Genomic DNA, 17,347 nt, shown 5'->3' on the forward strand with positions numbered 1-17,347 from the left:
GACATGAAGACCTGTTTCCCCTGGTGAAGAGCGGTGTCGATCCCGATGGCTGGCTTGCTGCCGAGCCCAGGCGGAGCGATTGTGACGACAACGGGATTCGGAGGCTCCACGCATGGACGACACCCCCCCGCAGCAGCCGTCAGGAGCGCGCTGACGATCCGGCCCCTGCTCCAACACTCTCGACGGATCTCTGACGTTCCAGGCGTGGCTGTTCTGTCTGAGCAGCGCCGTCGCCGTCCATTGCACCGCTCACGGCTCTGCCTCAGGTGCCCAGGACCGAACGGAACGTCCCACTAGTCACCTGGCCCCAGGTGCCAGCGCCGGCAGCTCCGCCCCACAACTGAAGACACCCTGATCTGCCGATCAGGCAATCTCCACGCCAATCAATCGCGCAGCTGCGCCCCGATGTCCTCGAGGGCAGCGCGGCTGAGCAGGCAAACGCCCGGGGCCAACGCTCCGGGCTTTGTTGTGACGAGGGACTGCAGGCAACTTCATGCCGCCGCCAACTGCTCCTCCAGCGCCGTCACGGCCGGGAAGAGATGGTTGTTCTCCTTGTGCACATGCAGGTGGGTATCGGCCTCCAGCTCCGCCAGGCCCGTCCTCAAGGCCCCAGTGGAGGCACAGGTGCCTGCGGGCGCCTGATACCCATGGGTGAGGGCCCGCAGCTGCTCGAGCAACCCGCCCACCACGGCGTGCTCCTGCTCCATCACGGCGGTCGGATTGGCAATCGAGCCGCAGGGAAAGCTGGGCCGACCGTTGGCTGAGGCCAGGCTGCGAATCATCGGGAACAGCACCTCCTCCTCCTTGCGCAGATGCGGTTCCAGGTCGGCGCTGAGCTCGGCATAGACCTTTGCAACGCGGATCAGCTCGGGATGCTTCTCGCCATGCACCCGGCTCACCTTGGCGGCCAGTTCGCTCAGGCGCGGCAGCTCCTGCTTGAGATACCGGTGATGGGTGGCCTCCAGGTGGTCCACCAGCTGGGCGGGCGTGAGGCCGATCCACCCGGTGGGAGGCTCTGGTGCAGTGGGCAGGTTGCCCAGCTCAAGGAGCACGGTCTCGAGATCGAGCCCCTGCTGCTGGCAGGCCTGCTCGAGGCTGCGCTTGCCGCCGCAGCAGTAGTCGAGCCCGAGGCGCTCAAGCTCTCGGGGCCGCGATGGGTGGGTGGAGGCGATCTCCGCCAGGGTGGTGGTGGGGGTGAGTGCCATGCCGTCTCCGGCCTCTGCCTCCACTGTGAGAACGACTCACGCCGGTGATGCGCGCTCGCAGGGATCGACACAATGCGAGGCAGCCAGCGCGGTTGGAGCCACAACTGCAGCGTTGCAACGGGCCAGCGACGATGCCCGGATGCCGCGGCACTGCATTGGTCACCACCACCGGTTTGTTTCTGTTCACGGCCGTGGCGGAGATCCTCGGCTGTTATCTCACCGATCTGGTGGTGAAGCATCAGCGCTCCCCGTGGCTGCTGATCCCTGCCGCCCTCTCCCTGGCCCTGTTCGCCTGGCTGTTGACCCTGCACCCCACGGCATCGGGACGGGTGTATGCGGCCTACGGCGCCGTGTATGTGGCCGTGGCGTTGTTCTGGTTGCGTCTGGTGGACGGAGCACCCCTCAGCGGGCGTGATCTGCTGGGGTCGGTCGTGATTCTCACCGGCATGGGAATCCTGATGGGGAAACCACCGCCATAGAAGAGAAGGATCGGCGCGGTCTCGCTCCTGAGCCAAGTCGTGTCCCGAAGGGCTCATCAGGGCCTTGGCAGTGCTGATGGCGCAAAACCATTGGAATAAGCCTCACGGCTGCAGGGTGGCCGGAAGCAGGGCCAAGGCTGCCAGCAGCAGGAACAGCAGGGCTGTGGCACTCTCGATCGCCGCCACCCGTCCGATCGGTGCTGATCGGTAGTGCTCCAGCCGGTTCAGCAGCCAGGCGCCCTTGAGCAGGGCGACGCCGTAGGCCAGGGCCTCGAGGGGTTGCAGCAGGCCCAGCCACAAGCCGCCAGCGATCAGTGCCGTGGCAAGAGTGCCGCTCACGAGCACCATTGTGATCTCGATGGCGGGCTCGCGCCTGAACTTGAGCAGCACCACGCTGCTGCCGAAATAGAGACTGCACAGCCCCCACAACCCGAGGGCGGCGGGCTCGAGGCTGCCGCTGCCCACTGTCCATGCAAACGGCGCTGCCAGGCAGACGGCCGCAAACACAACCAGCTCATGGCTCAGTCCGCGCTGACGGCGTTGCAGCACGGCCAGGGCATCGAGGGCCAGCACCAGAAGAGCCGGCCCAGCCAGGCTGAGCAGAACAGGTGTTTGCCAGGTCAGCAGGGCACTCAGGCCCACAGCGATGGCGCCATAGAGCGACGCCCAGAGGATCAGGCGCGGCTGGAAGCTGCGGCGCCGACGGATCTGCTGCACCAGTGGATGCTCGGCCTGAAACGCCGCCAGCACCACGACCAGTGCGAGGCTGGTGCTGGCGGTCCAGGTCTGGGACCCGGCGGCGCCCAGCAGAAACGACACCACAAGGGCGACCAGGGGCCCGTGCTGATGGGAGAGGGTGGGCTGCCACCAGGGGCGCACGTGGCTGGCGGCCGGCTGGCTCACTGCCGGACTTTCGGCATGGCGTAGCCGGTGCAGACGGCACGATGCAGCGTGAACACCCCGAAGCGGTAGCCCTCAGCGGCGGCGATCTCCACCACCTCGTAGGGATCGACCCCTTTCAGGCGGGCCTGCAGCTCCGGGCTGCGGGCGGCATGGGCAAGGAACTGCTCGAGCTGCTGCTGTTCCTGCTCCTCCGCTGCGCGCTGCTCCGCTGCGGTTCTTCCGTCTGCCATCCCCGAGACCCTCAGGAGACGTTGATGCTGCTCAATCTGGCGCGAATCAACGGTGTGCTGCTCAGGCCAGCCCACCCAACCGGATCAGTGCTCCCACCACCACGAAGGCGATCGCCAGAGCGGTGATGCCGCGGATGTGCCAGGCCAGGTCACCACCCCCTGGCAATTGGGAGGCAGACCCAGCACCTCTCTGCTGCGGTAGCTCACACTGAGCGGCTCCACCCACTCGCCGCGGTGTTGCTGGGCGGCCAGGTCGGCCGTGGTGGTGGGCACACCGTCCTGACTGATCGTCTGGGCGATCGCCTCCGCCACGGGCCCTTCGTAGAAGCCAGAGCGGCCCTCCCGTGCCACGCGCTCGAGGGTGTTCGCCAGCTGCGGGAAGCGGATCAGCTGGCCGGGTTGCGGTGCGGCGCCATTGGGCAGAAGCAGCTCCCGCGCTTGCGGTGAGCTGCTGCGCTCCAGCAGGGGGGTGCCGACCATCCAGAAGCCGGCACTGGATTCACCCACCGGGTAGCCGTCGCGTGCATAGGTGATGGCCGGGTCCCAGAGCTGCTCAAGCGAGCCGGTGCCGAAGCGCTCCAGCAGCGTGCACCAGCCGTCCACGGCACCGGGAATGGTCACCGAGGCTGCGCCGTGCTCCGGCATCAGGGTGCGCGGCGCGATGTGCTCGGGGCTGGCACCGCTCGGGGCCATGCCGGAGCCATTCAGGCCCAGCGCCTGCTGATCCCCGGCCGACCACACCAGGATCATGGTGTCGCCGCCAAGGCCGCTCATCATCGGCTCGGCCACCGCCAGCATCCCGGCCATGGCCACGGCGGCGTCGGCAGCGTTGCCGCCCTCCTCCAGCACCCGCAAGCCCACCCGCGTCACCAGGGGCGAGCTGGAGCTCGCCATGGCGCGCCGAGCAAACACCGGCGAGCGGCGATCCAGGAATCCCATCGGGCTGGTCATGGCAGCACAGCGGCTTCCACAACCATGCTTCAGCCCTGCTGGCGGATCATGTCGTCAGTCCAGCCCTTGCAGCGGTTGGTGAGGTGCTCGCCCTGGGTGATCAGGCCTTGGTGGGGCCGGCAGGTGAGCAGGGAGATGCAGTGGACCCTGGCGTGGGGGCCAAACCAGCTGCCCCAGGGGTGCCGAACCCCGACCCTGGCGGCCTCACACCTGTGATCATCGGGATCGAGGCCCAGGGCACGATGAATCATCCACTCGGAACGGGTGCCGCGGCCAGGTTCGTGTGAAGCGCTCAGCGCCGAAGCAGGGCGCCGAGCGGCATCGCCAGCAGCGCCACCGCCAGGGCCGCCAGGGCCATCGCCACCGAGGCCGCCGCGCCGGTGAGTTCTCCCTCGCGCAGAGCCTGCGCGGTGCCCTGGCCGCTGGAGATCGTGCCCATGGCCAGCCCCCTGGCTAGGGGGCTGCGGATACCCATCCGGGTGAGGAGGGCCGGGCCCACCACCGTGCCCAGCAGGGCCGAAGCCACCACGATGCCGGCCACCACCGGCGGATCGGCCCCTACACCGCTGGCCAGGGCGATGGCCACCGGTGCCGTGGCGCTCTTGAGTCCGAGAGCCCCCTGCAGCGGAGCCGCGAGTCCCAGTAGCCGGGCCAACCCCACCCCGGTGAGCATCGCCACCAGCGTGCCGCCCAGCACCGCTCCCCCCACCCGGGCGCCGTGGTCGATCAGTACCTGCCGGTGGCGGTGCAGGGGCACCGCCAGCGCCACGGTGGCGGGCCCCAGCCACCAGGTGATCGCTGCGCTGGCATCCCGGTAGCCATCCAGCCCGAGGCCACTCAGGCTGATGGCCAGCATCACCAGGGGCGTGCTCATCAGCACCGGCACCGTGAGCGCAGAGGGATGGCGGCGGCCGATCCATCGGCTGAGGCCGTAGGCCGCCAGCGTCACCCCCACCCCGAACAGCAGGCGGATCACGGCGAGGCCGGCGGTCTGGCCGGCGTGGCCCGCCAGGCAGCGATCCAGCCCGCCGCCGCGATGCCCGCCGCCGTGCTCAGCCCGATCACCAGCAGCAGGGCCAGTCCGTGCTCCCGCAGCAGGGTTCCGTAGGCCAGCAGGCCCACCGCGATCGGCACGAAGAAGAAGGCCAGGTGCCGGTTGAACAGTCCGGCGCCGGTGCCGATCCACCTCTCCCGCACCAGCCCCGTGCTCAGCAACAGGCTCAGCAGCAGCATGCCCACCAGATTCGAGGGAAGGGCCAGCGGCAGGTGCGGCGTCAGCACGCGGGCGAGCTGGTCAAGCCCCACCAGAGCACCGATCTGCAGCGCCGGACGGACGGTTGCCGCCAGGGCCGTGGCCACCCCGCGGTTCACAGCACCATCACCGCCGGCCGCCCGTGGCCCTGCTCCTCGCACAGCTGCCAGTAGGTGTCGAGACGGGCCTTGCCGAACACGATGCTGGCGATGCCGCCCTCCGCGTCAAGGTTGAGGTTGGCGCCGTGGATGTGCCAGCGCACCCGGGTGTCGTTCTCCAGGATCTGCAGGGTGTGCACCGAAGAGGCCGGTTCGAACAGAAACGATCCCGCCCGATTCACGAAATCCGATTCCAGGTACTTCCACGACCCCGAGAAGGTGTGGCCCCAGACGCTGCCGGTGTGCATGTGCATCGGGCTCTCGAAACCGGCCTGAAACACGTTCTCGGTGATCCAGATGTTGTCGGAGGGGAACACCTGCAGCACCCGCAGCAGATTGCCGCCACCGATGTCCACGAAGGGAAGATCCTCAGCCCCGATGTGCACGGCCGTGGGGGCCCGATGCACCCATTCCCGCTTGATCGGGCGTTCGCCATCCGGACTGGTGAGCATGGCCGGAACTGTCCTGTGGGTTGCTTGCAGCCCTCATCCTGCACCGTGCCGGCTGCTCCCATGCCTTCCCTGGCTCCTTGCTGTCCGTCGCGCCGCCTGCTGCATGAAGGCCACTGAGGCCTGAATCACCGGCTGCGCCACCAGGTGATCACGGGTCACGTCACCACATCTCATGAAGCGGCCTGGTTGGCCATGGCTCTGATCGCCACACGATTCACCTTGCCCGTGGCGTTGAGTGGCAGCTGGTCGAGGACCACGATGGACGTCGGTGCCTTGTAGCCGATGCGGTCGCGGGCAAATGTGATCAACTCACTCTCCGTTGGTGCAGGGTCGTTGGGAAGCAGCGTCACGTACGCACGAACGTTTTCGCCATGGACCAGATCATGGATCCCGACCGCCACAGCACCACTGACGTCGGGATGTTCCTGAAGGGCATCCTCCACCTCCTGGGGGCAGATGTTCGAGCCGTCATGCACGATGATCTGCTTGGTCCTGCCAACAAACGTCAGCACCCCATCGCCGTTGGTCGACATCCGGTCACCGGTTGCCAGCCAACCGTCCACGATCACCTCGGCTGTGGCTTCAGGCTGCCCCAATAGCCCTGCATCAGGCAGGGGGTGCGTGCCCAGAGATCCCCTTCTTCACCAGCCGGGAGAGCAGTGCCATCGGCGCTGCGAATCTCCAGTTCCACTCCAGCCGCCGGAGGACCTACCGCGCCAATGCGATCGGTAGGCCCGCCGAAGTTGGCAGCCAGCATCCCGGCCTCTGTCATGGCGTACATCTCGGTGATGTGCTGGCCCGTTAGTTGGTGGTATTCGCGGTGGAGTTCTGGAGGCACATGATCACCGGCCACGCAACACTCCCGCAGGCTGCTGAAGGCCGCTGAAGACACGTGTGGGTCGCGGACGAGGCTGAAAAGGGTCGAAGGCAGCATCTTGACAACGCTGGGGCGGCAGCTGAGCAGCATGTGAGCCAGTTCACCGGCATCCGTGGTTCGGGCTACGATCACTGGGGCGCCCAAGGTGAGACTCGAGAGGCAGCCCAGCAGGCCGCCGATATGGGCCATGGACGAAGCGATCAGATAGTGATCATCTGGGGTGAGATTGAAGTTGTGCCCGTAGGCGTTTACCAACGCCTCCAGGCTGCCTCGGTTGTGGGTGACTCCTTTCGGGACGCCGGTGCTGCCTGATGTGAAAAAGATCAGTGCCGGGGAGTCAGCTGTGAGCTTGTGCTCAGAATCTGAGCACGGGATAGCGACGGAAGTTGGTGCGATCTGACTGTTGACAGCAATCTGATCGACCAGTTGGCCGTCGCATCCGTCGACAACCCTCAGGGCACCGAAGTCTAGGCGCGGCACTTCACGACAATGTTCCACATCGGGCGAGCCGCTCGCCATGGAAGAGCAACAGACGAGCGCTGCTGACTCTCAGGGCTCGATCAATCTCCAGTGCTCGGTAGCGGTAGTTCAGTGGTGTCGCTACCAGACCAGCGTGGATGCAGGCCAGAACGTGCAGCACCGCATCGATCCGGTTCGGCAGGAGAGAGGCCACACGATCTCCCGGCTGGAGTCCCATTGCCCTGTAGCAGCAGGCGAGCAGACGCGAGCGCTGGTCGAGTTCGCGCCAACTGAGCTCGGCTTCAGCGGTGCTCAGCGCTGTTGAATCTGGGGTCTCCTGGAGACCGCGCGACAGCAGATCTTCAAGAGGTGTCAGCTGCGGCAGCAGGGGCCCTACCAGTGACATCGGCGAAGCAGGCGCAACAACCCTGATCCTGCCGCCTCCACGCGCCAGGATTCACCTGTGAAGGGCTTGCTGTAACCGAACACGCCCAGGGATATGCCCATGGGTGTTCATGAACCAGCCACCCTCCGAGGTGATCGTCACCCAACTATCCGCCGTGAGCCGCCAACTCTGGCTGGAGATCGTATCGATGGTGTTCAATGCGGGGCCGCTGGAGGAAAGCGTCACAGCTAACAGCCTTACAGTGAATAGCTCAGGCAAGAGTTCATCAATCTTGGCTACTGAGCAGACGCCCCATTCAGCTTCACTGCGCCAGGACGACTGGCTCCAGGATGGAGCCCTCCCAGAGATGCCAGTCAGGATGGTGATCGCGGATCTGCGCGAGGTGCCGATCGGTGTTGCCGTCCACCTGAACCCTTCCATCGCCGCTTGCGGGAAGGTGCTCACCGACCCCAGCCTCAACATCCCGCTACACCCCATGGCACCACCACCGTGAAGATCAACACCCGCACCAACAACGAGCAGAGGCCTGAGGAGAAGGTGGCGAGCGTGCAGGCCCTTCTCTGATGAGCCAGGTGAGGAGGTTAAAGGCCTCCTAGCGTTTGGGCGATCCCCGCACCCGCCTGTCTCCATGGACTGCCGCCAGAGAGCTGTGCTGCCTCTCCGCCTGCCGCTTTTGCTGCGGTCCATGGCTCTGGGCGGCAGCGCCCTGCTGCTGGCTTCTCCCGCCACTGCAGCCCCAGCCAGCTATGAGATCCAGGCCCGCACCAGCTCTGGCATGGGAGCAGCGGCATCGGGGATGGAGATGATGCGGATGCTGATGGGTGGCGGTAAGCCGACTGCCACCCGCAGCCTCGATCTCACCTTGAGGTCATCGCAGAGCGCCCCGAGCGTTTCGCAGGCAGAACACCTCATCCCAGCAGGGCTTGGTCTAGGCAATTCCCTGCCGCTGCTGAGTCCAGCGCCTGCTGAAGCCTCCCGTGACATCACGTCGGACATACCCAAGGGGCGGCTGGTCATCTTCCGTGGCTGTGCCGGCACAGCAGCAGCGGATCGCCCTGAGGTCATCGATTTCGCCACTCTCCTGCCTGACCAGCGACGGCAGGCAGAGGCCCTGGCCAGCCGCAAGAGCTGGAGCAATCCCAAGGTCTCTGGGGCGTCATCCACCACAACCATGGGCACCTGGCCCAATCGCCAGGACAACAGACCGGTTCCGGCGAACGGCTCGCTGACGGGAGATCACCGGGTCCTGAGCAATTACGCCCCGGAGATCCGNTTTCANGTGAGCAGCATCCTTGATTTCATGGCGCCGGTGCAGCTCACAACCCGCCTGAGTGGTGAAGCGATCGATCTCAGCTGGTCTCCTGTCCCGACCGCCCTTGGCAGCCAGGCCATGGCCTTTGGCGGGGGCTGGGAGCCTGGAGATGTGGTGCTCTGGACGTCGAGTTCAGNCCCCTGGGGCGAGAGTGGCGTGCCCGCCGATCTGGATTCGGCAACGGCCCGCAATCTGATCGGCAAGGGCGTGCTGATGCCACCCGAGCAGACCCGCTGCACGATCGGCGCGGCGGCGATGAAGCAGCTGGGCGAAGGCGTCGTGCACTTCACCGCCTACGGCGACACGCTGCGGGTGGTGGATCCCGCAAGCTCCGCCGGCCGCCCACCCATCTGGACCGTGACGCTGATGCGGGATTCCAACAGCACCCTCCCTCTGATGGAGATGGGTGATGCCCAGGGCCAACCTCCGAAGGAGGAGTCGCCGAAGGAGGAGCAGCCTCAGCGCCGCGGGGGCTGGGGCCTGATTCCCGGGCTCTTCTGAGCGGCGCGTCGCGGTGGCAGGTGCGCCCAGACGCCCGCAGCCTCAGGATTGTTGGGCGTCGCTGATTCAGCCCTGGCAGGGCGAGAGGCTTGAGCTGCACGCCAAGCCCTGCTCAGGCCACCTCCGGCGCCCAGCTCCGTTGGCGCACCAGGTCGTCGGTCCAGTTGGCACAGCACTGGGTGATCTGCTCGCCCTGACCGATCAGCCCCTGCTGGAACTGATGATGCATGCGCAGCAGATGCCAGGACGTTCCCTTCACCTCGCCCGAGAGGCGGCTCCAGATCGCCGGATCACGGCGGGCATCGACGGCCATGTCCGCCACGTTGTGGGCCTTGTCGGCGGCGATCCCCAGGAGCGATCGCTACGGCAGCTCAGGGAGGCTGGGGTTCTCGGCAAGCCCGATGAGGGACTCAACGAATTTTGGAACAGCGGACTCACCAGTTCTTCTCATGAGTATTGAACGATGAAGAGGTGAAAAACGCGCAGTGAAGGAGCCGCACACTCAGGCGGATATGCAGATCAGGGGCTTTACGTTGTGCCTCGCTATAGGCCGACCTGTCCTGAGCGGCTTCACCGGAATACTGGGTGATCACGAAATTATCGGCCAAGGGCTTAGCAGGTTCCTCTCGCCTGTTGTCGGTGGAGGCTTGCGTGTGAATATCAAAGTCTATTCGAGTGATAAACGTACCTTTCCTCCCGGGGTTTGGAGCCTGCCAGTCTTTATAGACCCTGGCAATGGCTCGATAATAATCCTGAATCTTCTGCCAGCACGTATTGGTGGGATCCACAAGGTCGGGGTTCCGAAGGCGTTCAAAATCCTTCCCCAAGGTTTCCTTCGCTAAATCCCATTGTTGCTTTGCCTCCTCGTACTCACGCTTCCATCCGCGCATCCTTGGATCGGCATCCGGCTGCTCGGGAATATCGACCCCAGGTTTCTTGCCTTCCTGTCGATCAAGCTCACGATTGGTATTCTGAGCCTCCCTCAACAACCTTCGCATCCTCTCAACAGGAGTTTCTTCCGCTGGTGATGAAGCTCCATCCGCAAGGACGGTAGCGGGGAAGGAGCCCAAAAGCATGGCCAGCATGAGGGCTGCTGAAAGCACTGGATTGAGCGACATGGCAACCTCCGGTAAGGGCTACGCGTCCTCATCCTTAGCCAGGAATTGACTCCTGCCCACACCATCGTGATGCCGTTGCCGATCCCGGCAAAAGGTCCGCCTCCCCTCCCCCATCGCCATATCGATGCGGGGCCCGGTGGGCTCAGACTGCTCCCAGTGCATCGGCCAGTCCCTCCACCACCGCGCAGAAGAAGGGCAGATCGAGGGTTTCGATCGTGTCACTCATCTGGTGGACGTTGGGATTCCGCAGGAACGAGGTATCGGTCACCATCAGGCGTCGTAGCCTCATCCCAGAAGGGGCTGTGATCGCTTAGGCGCACATCGGGCAGGCTCCGGCCGCCATCGAACACCGGCAGCACCTTGGTGCGCACATGGCGGCCCATCGCCCGTAGATCCGCCGCATGGCGGGGATGGGGTAGGCCTGCTCGGCGCTGGTGTAGGCGAGCATCTCCAGGCTCACCATCAGCCGGAGCGGCTGGCCGGCGGCACGGAGTTCGCGGGCCAGGGCCCGTCTGCCGAGCATGCCCCACTCCTCCTGGTCAAAGGCCACGATCCACACCGGCCGTGTGGGGGGATCGAGCGCCCAGCGCTGCGCCAGCTCCAGCAGGGCCGCGACGCCGGAGGCGTTGTCGTCGGCGCCGATCGAGTTGAACGGCCCGTCGTAGTGGGCTGCCACCAGCAGCGGCGCGCGCTGGGGGTTCTGGCCGGGCAGCCGCAGGATCAGGTTGGTACCGGCTTCGCTGCCCTCCCGGAAGGGATGCTCCTCCACCTCACCCAGCGCGCCGAGCTGCTCGCGGATGGTGCTGCGAACGCTCATCAGGCCGAGACGATCCCACAGGGCATGGCGGGGCCGGGCCAGCTCCCGGAGGTGGGCGAGGAGGCGCTGCTGCAGCTGTGGTGTGGTCATGGCGCTGGAGTGCGTTTCAGAGTGCGGCGGCCCTGGTGAGCACTCTGCGAACGATGCCAGCGATCACCCTGCCGGATGACGCGTTCACGTCGTACCCGGGTGGAGCAGCTCCCCGTGCCGGCCGCCACCTGAGCGCCTGAGCTTCTGGGTCAGTCGTCTAGGGCCCCCAGCGCCCGCATGCTCTCCAGTGCGGCAGGAGCCAGGCCTGTCACACCGGTGATTCGGGTGCCGGCGTAGAGCCCTTCGGCGCGAAGGGTCGCCACCCTGCTGCCGCTGCTCCTCTGCCAGATCCTCACGGTCTCGTCGGCGCTGCCGCTCACCACCCTGGTGCCATCAGGACTGAAGCGCACCGAGAGAACCTGATCGCTGTGGCCGGTGCAGGACCAGAGCAGCTCCCCGCGGCTCAGATCCCACAGGTGGATTGCCCCGTCGCTGCTGCCGGATGCCAGCCACTGCCCGTCGCTGCTCACGGCGATGCTGCGGATCCAGGTGGTGTGCCCGGAAAAGCGGCGTACAGCAGTGCCCAGCCGCAGATCCCACAGGGTGAGGTGGGTGCCGGAGGCCGTGACCAGATGATTGCCATCAGGCGTGAAGGCCACCCCCCACACCCACGCCTCGAAGCGGTCCAGCACCAGCGCGCAGGCGCCACATGCCACGTCCCACAGCCGCACCGTGCGGTCGTGGCTGCCGCTGGCGATACGGCTGCCGCTGGGATCGAAGGCCAGGGAGCGCACCCAGTCGTGATGGCCGCTCAGCACAGCGGCGGCTTCGCCGCGGCCTACATCCCAGAGCCGCAGGCTGTAGTCGCTGCCGCCGCTGGCCAACAGCGGCGCCGTGGGGCTCCATTGCAGGCAGAGCACCTCGCCGCGATGGCCGTGCAGGCTCGCCAGCCGGCGGCCGCTGGCTGCCTCCCAGAGATGGATCGACTCGTCTCCTGCGCTGGCGATGCGGCTGCCGGCGGCGNCGTAGGAGGCCGAGAACACCGCCGAGAGCACCCAGGCGTGATGNCCCCGCAGGGTGCGGTGCAGACGGCCACGGTGCGCATCCCAGATCCGCACCGTGCGATCACCGCCGGCGCTGACGATCCAGCGGCCATCGGGGCTGTATTCCGCCCACCACATCCAGTTGCAGTACCCGACCCACTTGCGCAGCAGCGTTCCCTCCGGCACGGCCCAGTGGCGCATGCTGTAGTCGCTGCCTCCGCAGAGGAGCGACCGCCCGTCGGGGCTGAAGCAAATCCGGTGAAGCCAGCTGGCAGGCCCGCTGAGGGTGGCCAGGGAGCGGCCGCTGGGCATCGCCCAGAGGCGCACCGAATGGTCGGTGCTGCTGCTGGCGAGCAGTGCTCCATCTCCGCTGAAGGCCAGGCTCACCAGTTGGGACTGGTGGCCGGAGAGGGTCTGCAGAAGGCGTCGCTCGCCCATCGACCAGAGCCGGATGAGCCCTTCCCCACCGCCGGTGGCGATCCAGCGCCCGAGGGGGTCTACAGCCAGGCAGCGCAGATCGCTGCGATCGGCCGCGATCCAGCCCGTCGGCTCGCCGCTGGCCGCATCCCAGATCCGCAGGGTGCCATCAGCTCCGCCGCTGCACAGCTGCTCGCCCCGTGGGCAGAAGGCGACTGCCGTCACCGGACCCTCATGGCCCATGAGGGTCAGCAGGGGTTCGCCGTCGGCCACCCGCCAGATCCGCACGGTGCCATCGNCCCCCGCGGCAGCCAGCCGGACCCCGGCCGGATCGAAGCCGACTCCGTACACCTGGTCTGTGTGACCTGCCAGCTCGCGGACCCGCTGGCCGTGCTCGGTGTTCCACAGGGTCACGACCCGATCGCCGCCCGCAGCAGCCAGCAGCGCGCCGTCCGGACTGAAGGCGATCGTCCACAGCCACTGGGGGGCGGCGGGGCGGCTCCAGATCCAGCCATCGTCCCGCAGGTTCCAGAGGCGGAGCCTGCCGGTGATCTCTCCGGTGGCGAACCGTTCTCCGTCGGGGTGGAAGGCCACCGCGAAGACCGCCCCGAAAGTCTTGCTGAGTACCGAGCTGCTCAGGTCGGCCTCAGAGAGATCGGCTCCCGGCAGGGGGACATTGGGCAGATAGGCATGGCGTACCGCCAGACCGGCCAGATTGACGCCGCTGAGGTCGGCATCGAGGTGATGGAGCAGGTTGAGCAGATTGCCGGCGGCGTAGCTGGTCTCGACCGTTCCAGCGGGCTCTCCCCTCGCCTGCACCAGCCCATCGAGCACCAGGCGCAGACGGGCAATCACTGCCTGGCGCGACCCCAGCCGGCCGAGCAGAACCAGCACCACCTCACCCAGCAGGAGCTCCTCCTGGCTGACGCGGATGTGGTCGGTGACGGTGGTCTGGAGAAGCGCNAAGGCATGAANGGGGCCGAGCTCCCGTCCGCCGGCGATGGCTGCCGCGATCTCCTCCACCAGCCGCTCGCTGGCGAACTCCATCACCACCGGCTGCTGGGTGAAGCGATTGCCACGGCGTTCCACCAGGCAGCGCCGCTGCAGGTCCTGCATCGCCCTCAGCACCTGGCTGCGCGGCAGGGCAGGCACCAGATCGCCGAACAACTCCTCCACCGAGCTCCAGTCACGCCGGATGGCCAGCCAGCTCATCAACGTCCGTTCCAGTGGGGAGAGGCGCTCGAACTGCCGCTGCAGCAACTGGCGCAGGCCACCGAGCAGCACCGCCTCCTGGCGGAGGAAGGCTGCTATGTCACCCCCGAACAGGTCCCTCACCGCGGCGGCGACGATCTTCACCGCCANGGGGCTTTGNCCACAGCGCTGCGCCAGGGTTCGCCGTTCCTCGGCGCTGCCCTGCAGATCGCCGGCATCGAGCAGCGCCCGGGCGGCTTCCACGCTGCCGCCCAGCCGCAGGCTGCGCACGGCCTGGCCGTCGTTGTCCCATGGCTCCAGTTCGAGAGGTCTCTCGCGGCTGGTGAGAATCAACAGGCTGCGGTGCGAGGTTTCGGCGACCATCCGCACCAGCTCCCCGTAGTCGCCGTAGTCGGCTCGAAAGGAGCCGGCCACCCCGGCATCGAGCAGGCTTTCGAAGTTGTCGAGCACGAACAGGCAGCGTCGCTCGCGGATCAGTCGCAGGAAGCGATCCAGAACGGATCCCTCTGCCTGCTCCGGTGCCAGCCGTGAGAGCCATTCCCGCAGGACGGTCTCCAGACGGGGTGCGTTACGGACCGAGCGCCAGACGATGGTCTCGAAGCCGGCATCGCCTGCTCTGAAGAGTGAGGCAGCACCGCCCTGCTGCTCGACTTGAGCCTGGAGCAGCCGGGTGACCAGGGTGGTCTTGCCGATGCCCCCCAGCCCGAGCACGCAGATCAGACGGCAGCCGCTGCCCGCCTCCAGCCAGGAGGCGAGGGTGGCCAGCTCCTCCTGGCGGCCATGAAACGCGTCCACCACCGGGGCTTCCCCCCAGTCGATGGCTGGACCGGCAGCCCCAGGCGGTGAAGCGCCAGCCGCTGCGGGATCCTGCGGATGGAGGCAGTCACCCGCATCCAGGCTCAGCCCGAAGACCTCAAACAGTGCCTCCAGCGACTGGCGGTCCACCGGAGCCTGGCCCGCCAGGATCCGGGCGATCGTGCGCACCGAGAGGCCGCTGCGTTCGGCCAGCCATTCCTGGGGCGGCCGCGCGCCATGCCCTTCCTGGCTGGCCTGGATCCGACGCGCGGCGGTCAGCCTGGCGAGGCCTGAGGAGGTGAGGATCANCCCTCGTCGGCGCCTGCTGCGCACCACGGAACGGGGCAATCCAACAGCGGCAAGGAGTCTGCCACGGCTCAGGGGTGCGCTGGATGAGGATGGAGAGGCACTCAGGCGGCGTCAGCCAGATAACGGACCTCTTAACTGTCCGGCTAAGTCACCCAAACACGTCTGGACCGGCCCTGCTGCCTCGGTCAGATTGACGGGGTTCTCGATGGAGGCCCCGATGCTTCATCACATCTCGTTTCCGGCATCCGATCCCTACCGGGTGGCACGGGTTCTGGCGGAGCTGACCAATGGTCAGTACTTCGAGTTTCCCATCACTCCAGGTGCCTACATGGTGAACTTCGGTGATGATCACGGCAGTGCTCTGGAGATCATTCCGGCCGATCGGGTGTGGATCCCGGGGGCCGACGAGGTGGATGTGGGTACAGAGGAAACGGCCCTGCGCTGCAGCGGCTTTCACGTTGCCATCTCGGTATCGGTGAGCCGGGAGCACATCGAGGAGGTGGGGGTACGGGAGGGATGGCTGGTGCGCGCCTGCGATCGCGGCCCCTTCCAGCTGATCGAGCTGTGGGTGGAGAACCGTTTCATGATCGAGATGCTCACCAGGGAGATGACACCCGCCTACCTCAGCTTCATGAAGCCGGAAACCTATGGCGCCTGGCTGCATGAGATGCAAGGCAGCGATGTGGCCTTGCATGCCCATGGCTGAGCCCGCCCCAGCCGCCGCCAGAGCCAACCCTTGTGCGGAAGCAACCATGATGCGCCAGTGCGCCGGGATTGGTGGCGGTGGACGCGACAGGGCTGAGCGGGTCGATCGTGCTTGCCGCCGAGGATCCGGCCGCTCTGGCCGCCTTCTACGGCGCCCTGTTGGAGGTGAAGCCGGAGCCGGGTCTGCGTGGCAGCCACTGGCGCGTGCCGTGGCGGGCCGGTGGCTGGCTGGAGATCTACGCCCCATCGCGGAGCCGCCCCCAACACCGCCAGCAGGGACGGCTGGCCCTGTGCCTGCAACGACCGGCGGATGGGAGGGGCGCCGTTGCCGTGCTCAACGACTGGATCACCGCATCCCTGGAACTGGGCGCGTCGCTGCTGGAGCCGCCGCGACCGGAATCCTTTGGAGCGGAAGCCTGGCTGGTCGATCCTGAGGGCAACCGCCTGCTGCTGCTGGTGTTGCCCTGATGCTGGGGCCAGGCTGAGCTGAATCCGCCCCCTGGAGCGCATGCGCCGGCCACTGACCCTCATGGCGGTGGGGCTGCTCGCCCTGCCCACCGCAGCAGCCGCAACGCCGGCGTGGAAGGCACGTTCGTGCTGCTGGATGAACGCCGAGGTGAACTGCGTGGCCATAACCGCTCCCGGGCCGAACAGCGGTTCTCACCGGCCTCCACCTTCAAGATCGCCAATGCCCTGATCGGCCTCTCGCTCGGTGTCGTTGGGAGCGTGGATGAACTGATCTCCTACACCGGCGATGCCAACCCGTTCATGCGCGAGTGGCTCGAGCCGATGGGACTGCGTGGGGCCATGCGGCTGTCGAACGTGCCGCTGTATCAGGAGCTGGCCCGCCGCATCGGCCTGGCGCGCCTGCGCGAGGCGATTCAGCGCCTGCACTACGGCAACGAGCAGATCGGCCGCAACGTGACCAGCTTCTGGATGCGGGGGCCTCTGGCGATCAGCGCCGTGGAGCAGACCCGCTTCCTCTCCGGCCTGTCTCACCAGAGACTGCCGTTTCCCCGCAGCGCCCAGCAGCAGGTGGCCGAGATCACCCGGGTCGACTCGGGCCCCGGTTGGAGCCTCCATGCCAAGACCGGCTGGCAGAACGCCCCAGGGGCGGGTGTGGGCTGGTGGGCGGGCTGGGTGCAGCGTGGCGATCAGGTCACGNCCTTTGCCCTCAACCTCGTCATGGCCGGTGCGGCTGATGCCCCCAAGCGGGAGCAACTGGAGCGCGCCAGCCTGCGGAAGCTGGGGATCGTGCCTGAGCCGCCGGTACCCGTCCCGACGCCGTGAAGCCCCTTCATGAAGCCTCGTTGCCCCTGGTGAAGAGCGGTGTCGAATGTGCTGCAGCCCTTGCTGAAACCTGTGGTCGGTCCCATCGTGGTTGCAACGGGATTCGGAGGCTCCACGGATGGAAGACAGNCCCCCTGAGCACCAGAGAGGAGCGCGCTGACGATCCGGCCCCTGCTCCAACACTCTCGACGGATCTCTGACGTTCCAGGCGTGGCTGTTCTGTCTGAGCAGCGCCGTCCCCGTCCATTGCACTGCTCACGGCTCAGCCTCAGGTGCCCCGGACTCAACGGAACGTCCCACTAGTCACCTGGCCCCAGGTGCCAGCGCCGGCAGCTCCGCCCACAACTGAAAATCACCGGATCTGAAACGATCAACCGACCGCGCAGCTGCGCCCGACCCCCTTGGGAAGGCACCACGGCTGAGCAG

General features: G+C 66.8%; 21 protein-coding genes. 5 read left to right on the forward strand and 16 right to left on the reverse strand.

The features are described 5' to 3' along the window. Window positions 1–491: 491 nt before the first annotated feature. Entirely contained in the window at window positions 492–1,205 is a 714-nt protein-coding gene (gene ric / locus SYNGFB01_RS10655) for an iron-sulfur cluster repair di-iron protein (RefSeq protein ID WP_048018052.1), read from the reverse strand. Window positions 1,206–1,336: 131 nt separating this feature from the next. Between ric and SYNGFB01_RS10660 the strand changes: the two genes are divergently transcribed. Further along, a complete protein-coding gene (locus tag SYNGFB01_RS10660; protein WP_048018005.1) occupies window positions 1,337–1,684 on the forward strand; it encodes a YnfA family protein in 348 nt (115 codons plus the stop codon). 102 nt (window positions 1,685–1,786) lie between these two features. Here SYNGFB01_RS10660 and SYNGFB01_RS10665 read toward each other — a convergent pair whose 3' ends face one another. The 10 genes from SYNGFB01_RS10665 to SYNGFB01_RS10705 all read right to left on the reverse strand — a co-directional run bounded on the left by SYNGFB01_RS10665 (window position 1,787) and on the right by SYNGFB01_RS10705 (window position 7,372). Then, the gene (locus tag SYNGFB01_RS10665) at window positions 1,787–2,587 is read right to left on the reverse strand and encodes a YwiC-like family protein (RefSeq protein ID WP_048018006.1); all 801 of its coding nucleotides are present in this window, start codon (window positions 2,585–2,587) and stop codon (window positions 1,787–1,789) included. Beyond that, entirely contained in the window at window positions 2,584–2,817 is a 234-nt protein-coding gene (locus SYNGFB01_RS10670) for a Nif11-like leader peptide family natural product precursor (RefSeq protein ID WP_048018007.1), read from the reverse strand. The genes SYNGFB01_RS10665 and SYNGFB01_RS10670 overlap by 4 nt, the downstream gene beginning before the upstream one ends. Before the next feature lie 84 nt (window positions 2,818–2,901). After that, entirely contained in the window at window positions 2,902–3,768 is an 867-nt protein-coding gene (locus SYNGFB01_RS10675; protein WP_053068449.1) for a gamma-glutamyltransferase, read from the reverse strand. 29 nt (window positions 3,769–3,797) lie between these two features. After that, window positions 3,798–4,019, reverse strand: a complete 222-nt coding sequence (locus SYNGFB01_RS12635) for a hypothetical protein (protein ID WP_053068450.1) — start codon at window positions 4,017–4,019, stop codon at window positions 3,798–3,800. 41 nt (window positions 4,020–4,060) lie between these two features. Then, the gene (locus SYNGFB01_RS10685) at window positions 4,061–4,744 is read right to left on the reverse strand and encodes an LrgB family protein (RefSeq protein WP_048018008.1); all 684 of its coding nucleotides are present in this window, start codon (window positions 4,742–4,744) and stop codon (window positions 4,061–4,063) included. Then, the gene (locus SYNGFB01_RS10690; protein ID WP_161795885.1) at window positions 4,741–5,127 is read right to left on the reverse strand and encodes a CidA/LrgA family protein; all 387 of its coding nucleotides are present in this window, start codon (window positions 5,125–5,127) and stop codon (window positions 4,741–4,743) included. Before SYNGFB01_RS10690 ends, SYNGFB01_RS10685 begins: the two co-directional genes overlap by 4 nt. 8 nt (window positions 5,128–5,135) lie before the next feature. Further along, complete coding sequence (locus tag SYNGFB01_RS10695) at window positions 5,136–5,630, reverse strand: 2,4'-dihydroxyacetophenone dioxygenase family protein (RefSeq protein WP_048018009.1); 495 nt, start codon at window positions 5,628–5,630, stop codon at window positions 5,136–5,138. 170 nt (window positions 5,631–5,800) lie between these two features. Continuing rightward, the gene (locus SYNGFB01_RS10700; protein ID WP_152669623.1) at window positions 5,801–6,199 is read right to left on the reverse strand and encodes a hypothetical protein; all 399 of its coding nucleotides are present in this window, start codon (window positions 6,197–6,199) and stop codon (window positions 5,801–5,803) included. Then, the gene (locus SYNGFB01_RS12640; protein WP_082325993.1) at window positions 6,196–7,026 is read right to left on the reverse strand and encodes a class I adenylate-forming enzyme family protein; all 831 of its coding nucleotides are present in this window, start codon (window positions 7,024–7,026) and stop codon (window positions 6,196–6,198) included. Before SYNGFB01_RS12640 ends, SYNGFB01_RS10700 begins: the two co-directional genes overlap by 4 nt. Then, the gene (locus tag SYNGFB01_RS10705) at window positions 6,989–7,372 is read right to left on the reverse strand and encodes a class I adenylate-forming enzyme family protein (protein ID WP_048018010.1); all 384 of its coding nucleotides are present in this window, start codon (window positions 7,370–7,372) and stop codon (window positions 6,989–6,991) included. Before SYNGFB01_RS10705 ends, SYNGFB01_RS12640 begins: the two co-directional genes overlap by 38 nt. A gap of 109 nt (window positions 7,373–7,481) precedes the next feature. Between SYNGFB01_RS10705 and SYNGFB01_RS14990 the strand changes: the two genes are divergently transcribed. Then, entirely contained in the window at window positions 7,482–7,865 is a 384-nt protein-coding gene (locus SYNGFB01_RS14990) for a hypothetical protein (protein WP_200900102.1), read from the forward strand. A gap of 1,432 nt (window positions 7,866–9,297) precedes the next feature. Here SYNGFB01_RS14990 and SYNGFB01_RS10715 read toward each other — a convergent pair. From SYNGFB01_RS10715 to SYNGFB01_RS10725, 5 genes are all read right to left on the reverse strand, one after another. Continuing rightward, complete coding sequence (locus SYNGFB01_RS10715) at window positions 9,298–9,507, reverse strand: hypothetical protein (RefSeq protein ID WP_152669625.1); 210 nt, start codon at window positions 9,505–9,507, stop codon at window positions 9,298–9,300. Between the two features lie 112 nt (window positions 9,508–9,619). After that, window positions 9,620–10,303, reverse strand: a complete 684-nt coding sequence (locus SYNGFB01_RS14380; protein WP_152669626.1) for a hypothetical protein — start codon at window positions 10,301–10,303, stop codon at window positions 9,620–9,622. A gap of 142 nt (window positions 10,304–10,445) precedes the next feature. After that, window positions 10,446–10,574 carry a hypothetical protein gene (locus SYNGFB01_RS15955; RefSeq protein WP_255347552.1) on the reverse strand — a complete coding sequence of 43 codons (129 nt, stop codon included), beginning with the start codon at window positions 10,572–10,574 and terminating at the stop codon, window positions 10,446–10,448. A 39-nt stretch (window positions 10,575–10,613) separates the two neighbouring features. After that, on the reverse strand, window positions 10,614–11,210 hold the full coding sequence (locus SYNGFB01_RS10720) for a M28 family peptidase (RefSeq protein WP_053068455.1): 597 nt from the start codon (window positions 11,208–11,210) through the stop codon (window positions 10,614–10,616). A 149-nt stretch (window positions 11,211–11,359) separates the two neighbouring features. Beyond that, on the reverse strand, window positions 11,360–14,965 hold the full coding sequence (locus tag SYNGFB01_RS10725) for an AAA family ATPase (RefSeq protein WP_152669627.1): 3,606 nt from the start codon (window positions 14,963–14,965) through the stop codon (window positions 11,360–11,362). Window positions 14,966–15,131: 166 nt separating this feature from the next. Here SYNGFB01_RS10725 and SYNGFB01_RS10730 point away from each other — a divergent pair, with 166 nt between their 5' ends. From SYNGFB01_RS10730 to SYNGFB01_RS10740, 3 genes are all read left to right on the forward strand, one after another. Further along, on the forward strand, window positions 15,132–15,632 hold the full coding sequence (locus tag SYNGFB01_RS10730; protein ID WP_053068456.1) for a hypothetical protein: 501 nt from the start codon (window positions 15,132–15,134) through the stop codon (window positions 15,630–15,632). 71 nt (window positions 15,633–15,703) lie between these two features. Next, window positions 15,704–16,099, forward strand: coding sequence for a VOC family protein (locus SYNGFB01_RS10735; RefSeq protein ID WP_235300117.1), 396 nt, complete (start codon window positions 15,704–15,706; stop codon window positions 16,097–16,099). A 111-nt stretch (window positions 16,100–16,210) separates the two neighbouring features. Continuing rightward, a complete protein-coding gene (locus SYNGFB01_RS10740) occupies window positions 16,211–16,921 on the forward strand; it encodes a penicillin-binding transpeptidase domain-containing protein (RefSeq protein WP_048018013.1) in 711 nt (236 codons plus the stop codon). Window positions 16,922–17,347 lie beyond the last annotated feature (426 nt).

The organism is Synechococcus sp. GFB01, from assembly GCF_001039265.1.
GTDB lineage: Bacteria > Cyanobacteriota > Cyanobacteriia > PCC-6307 > Cyanobiaceae > NIES-981.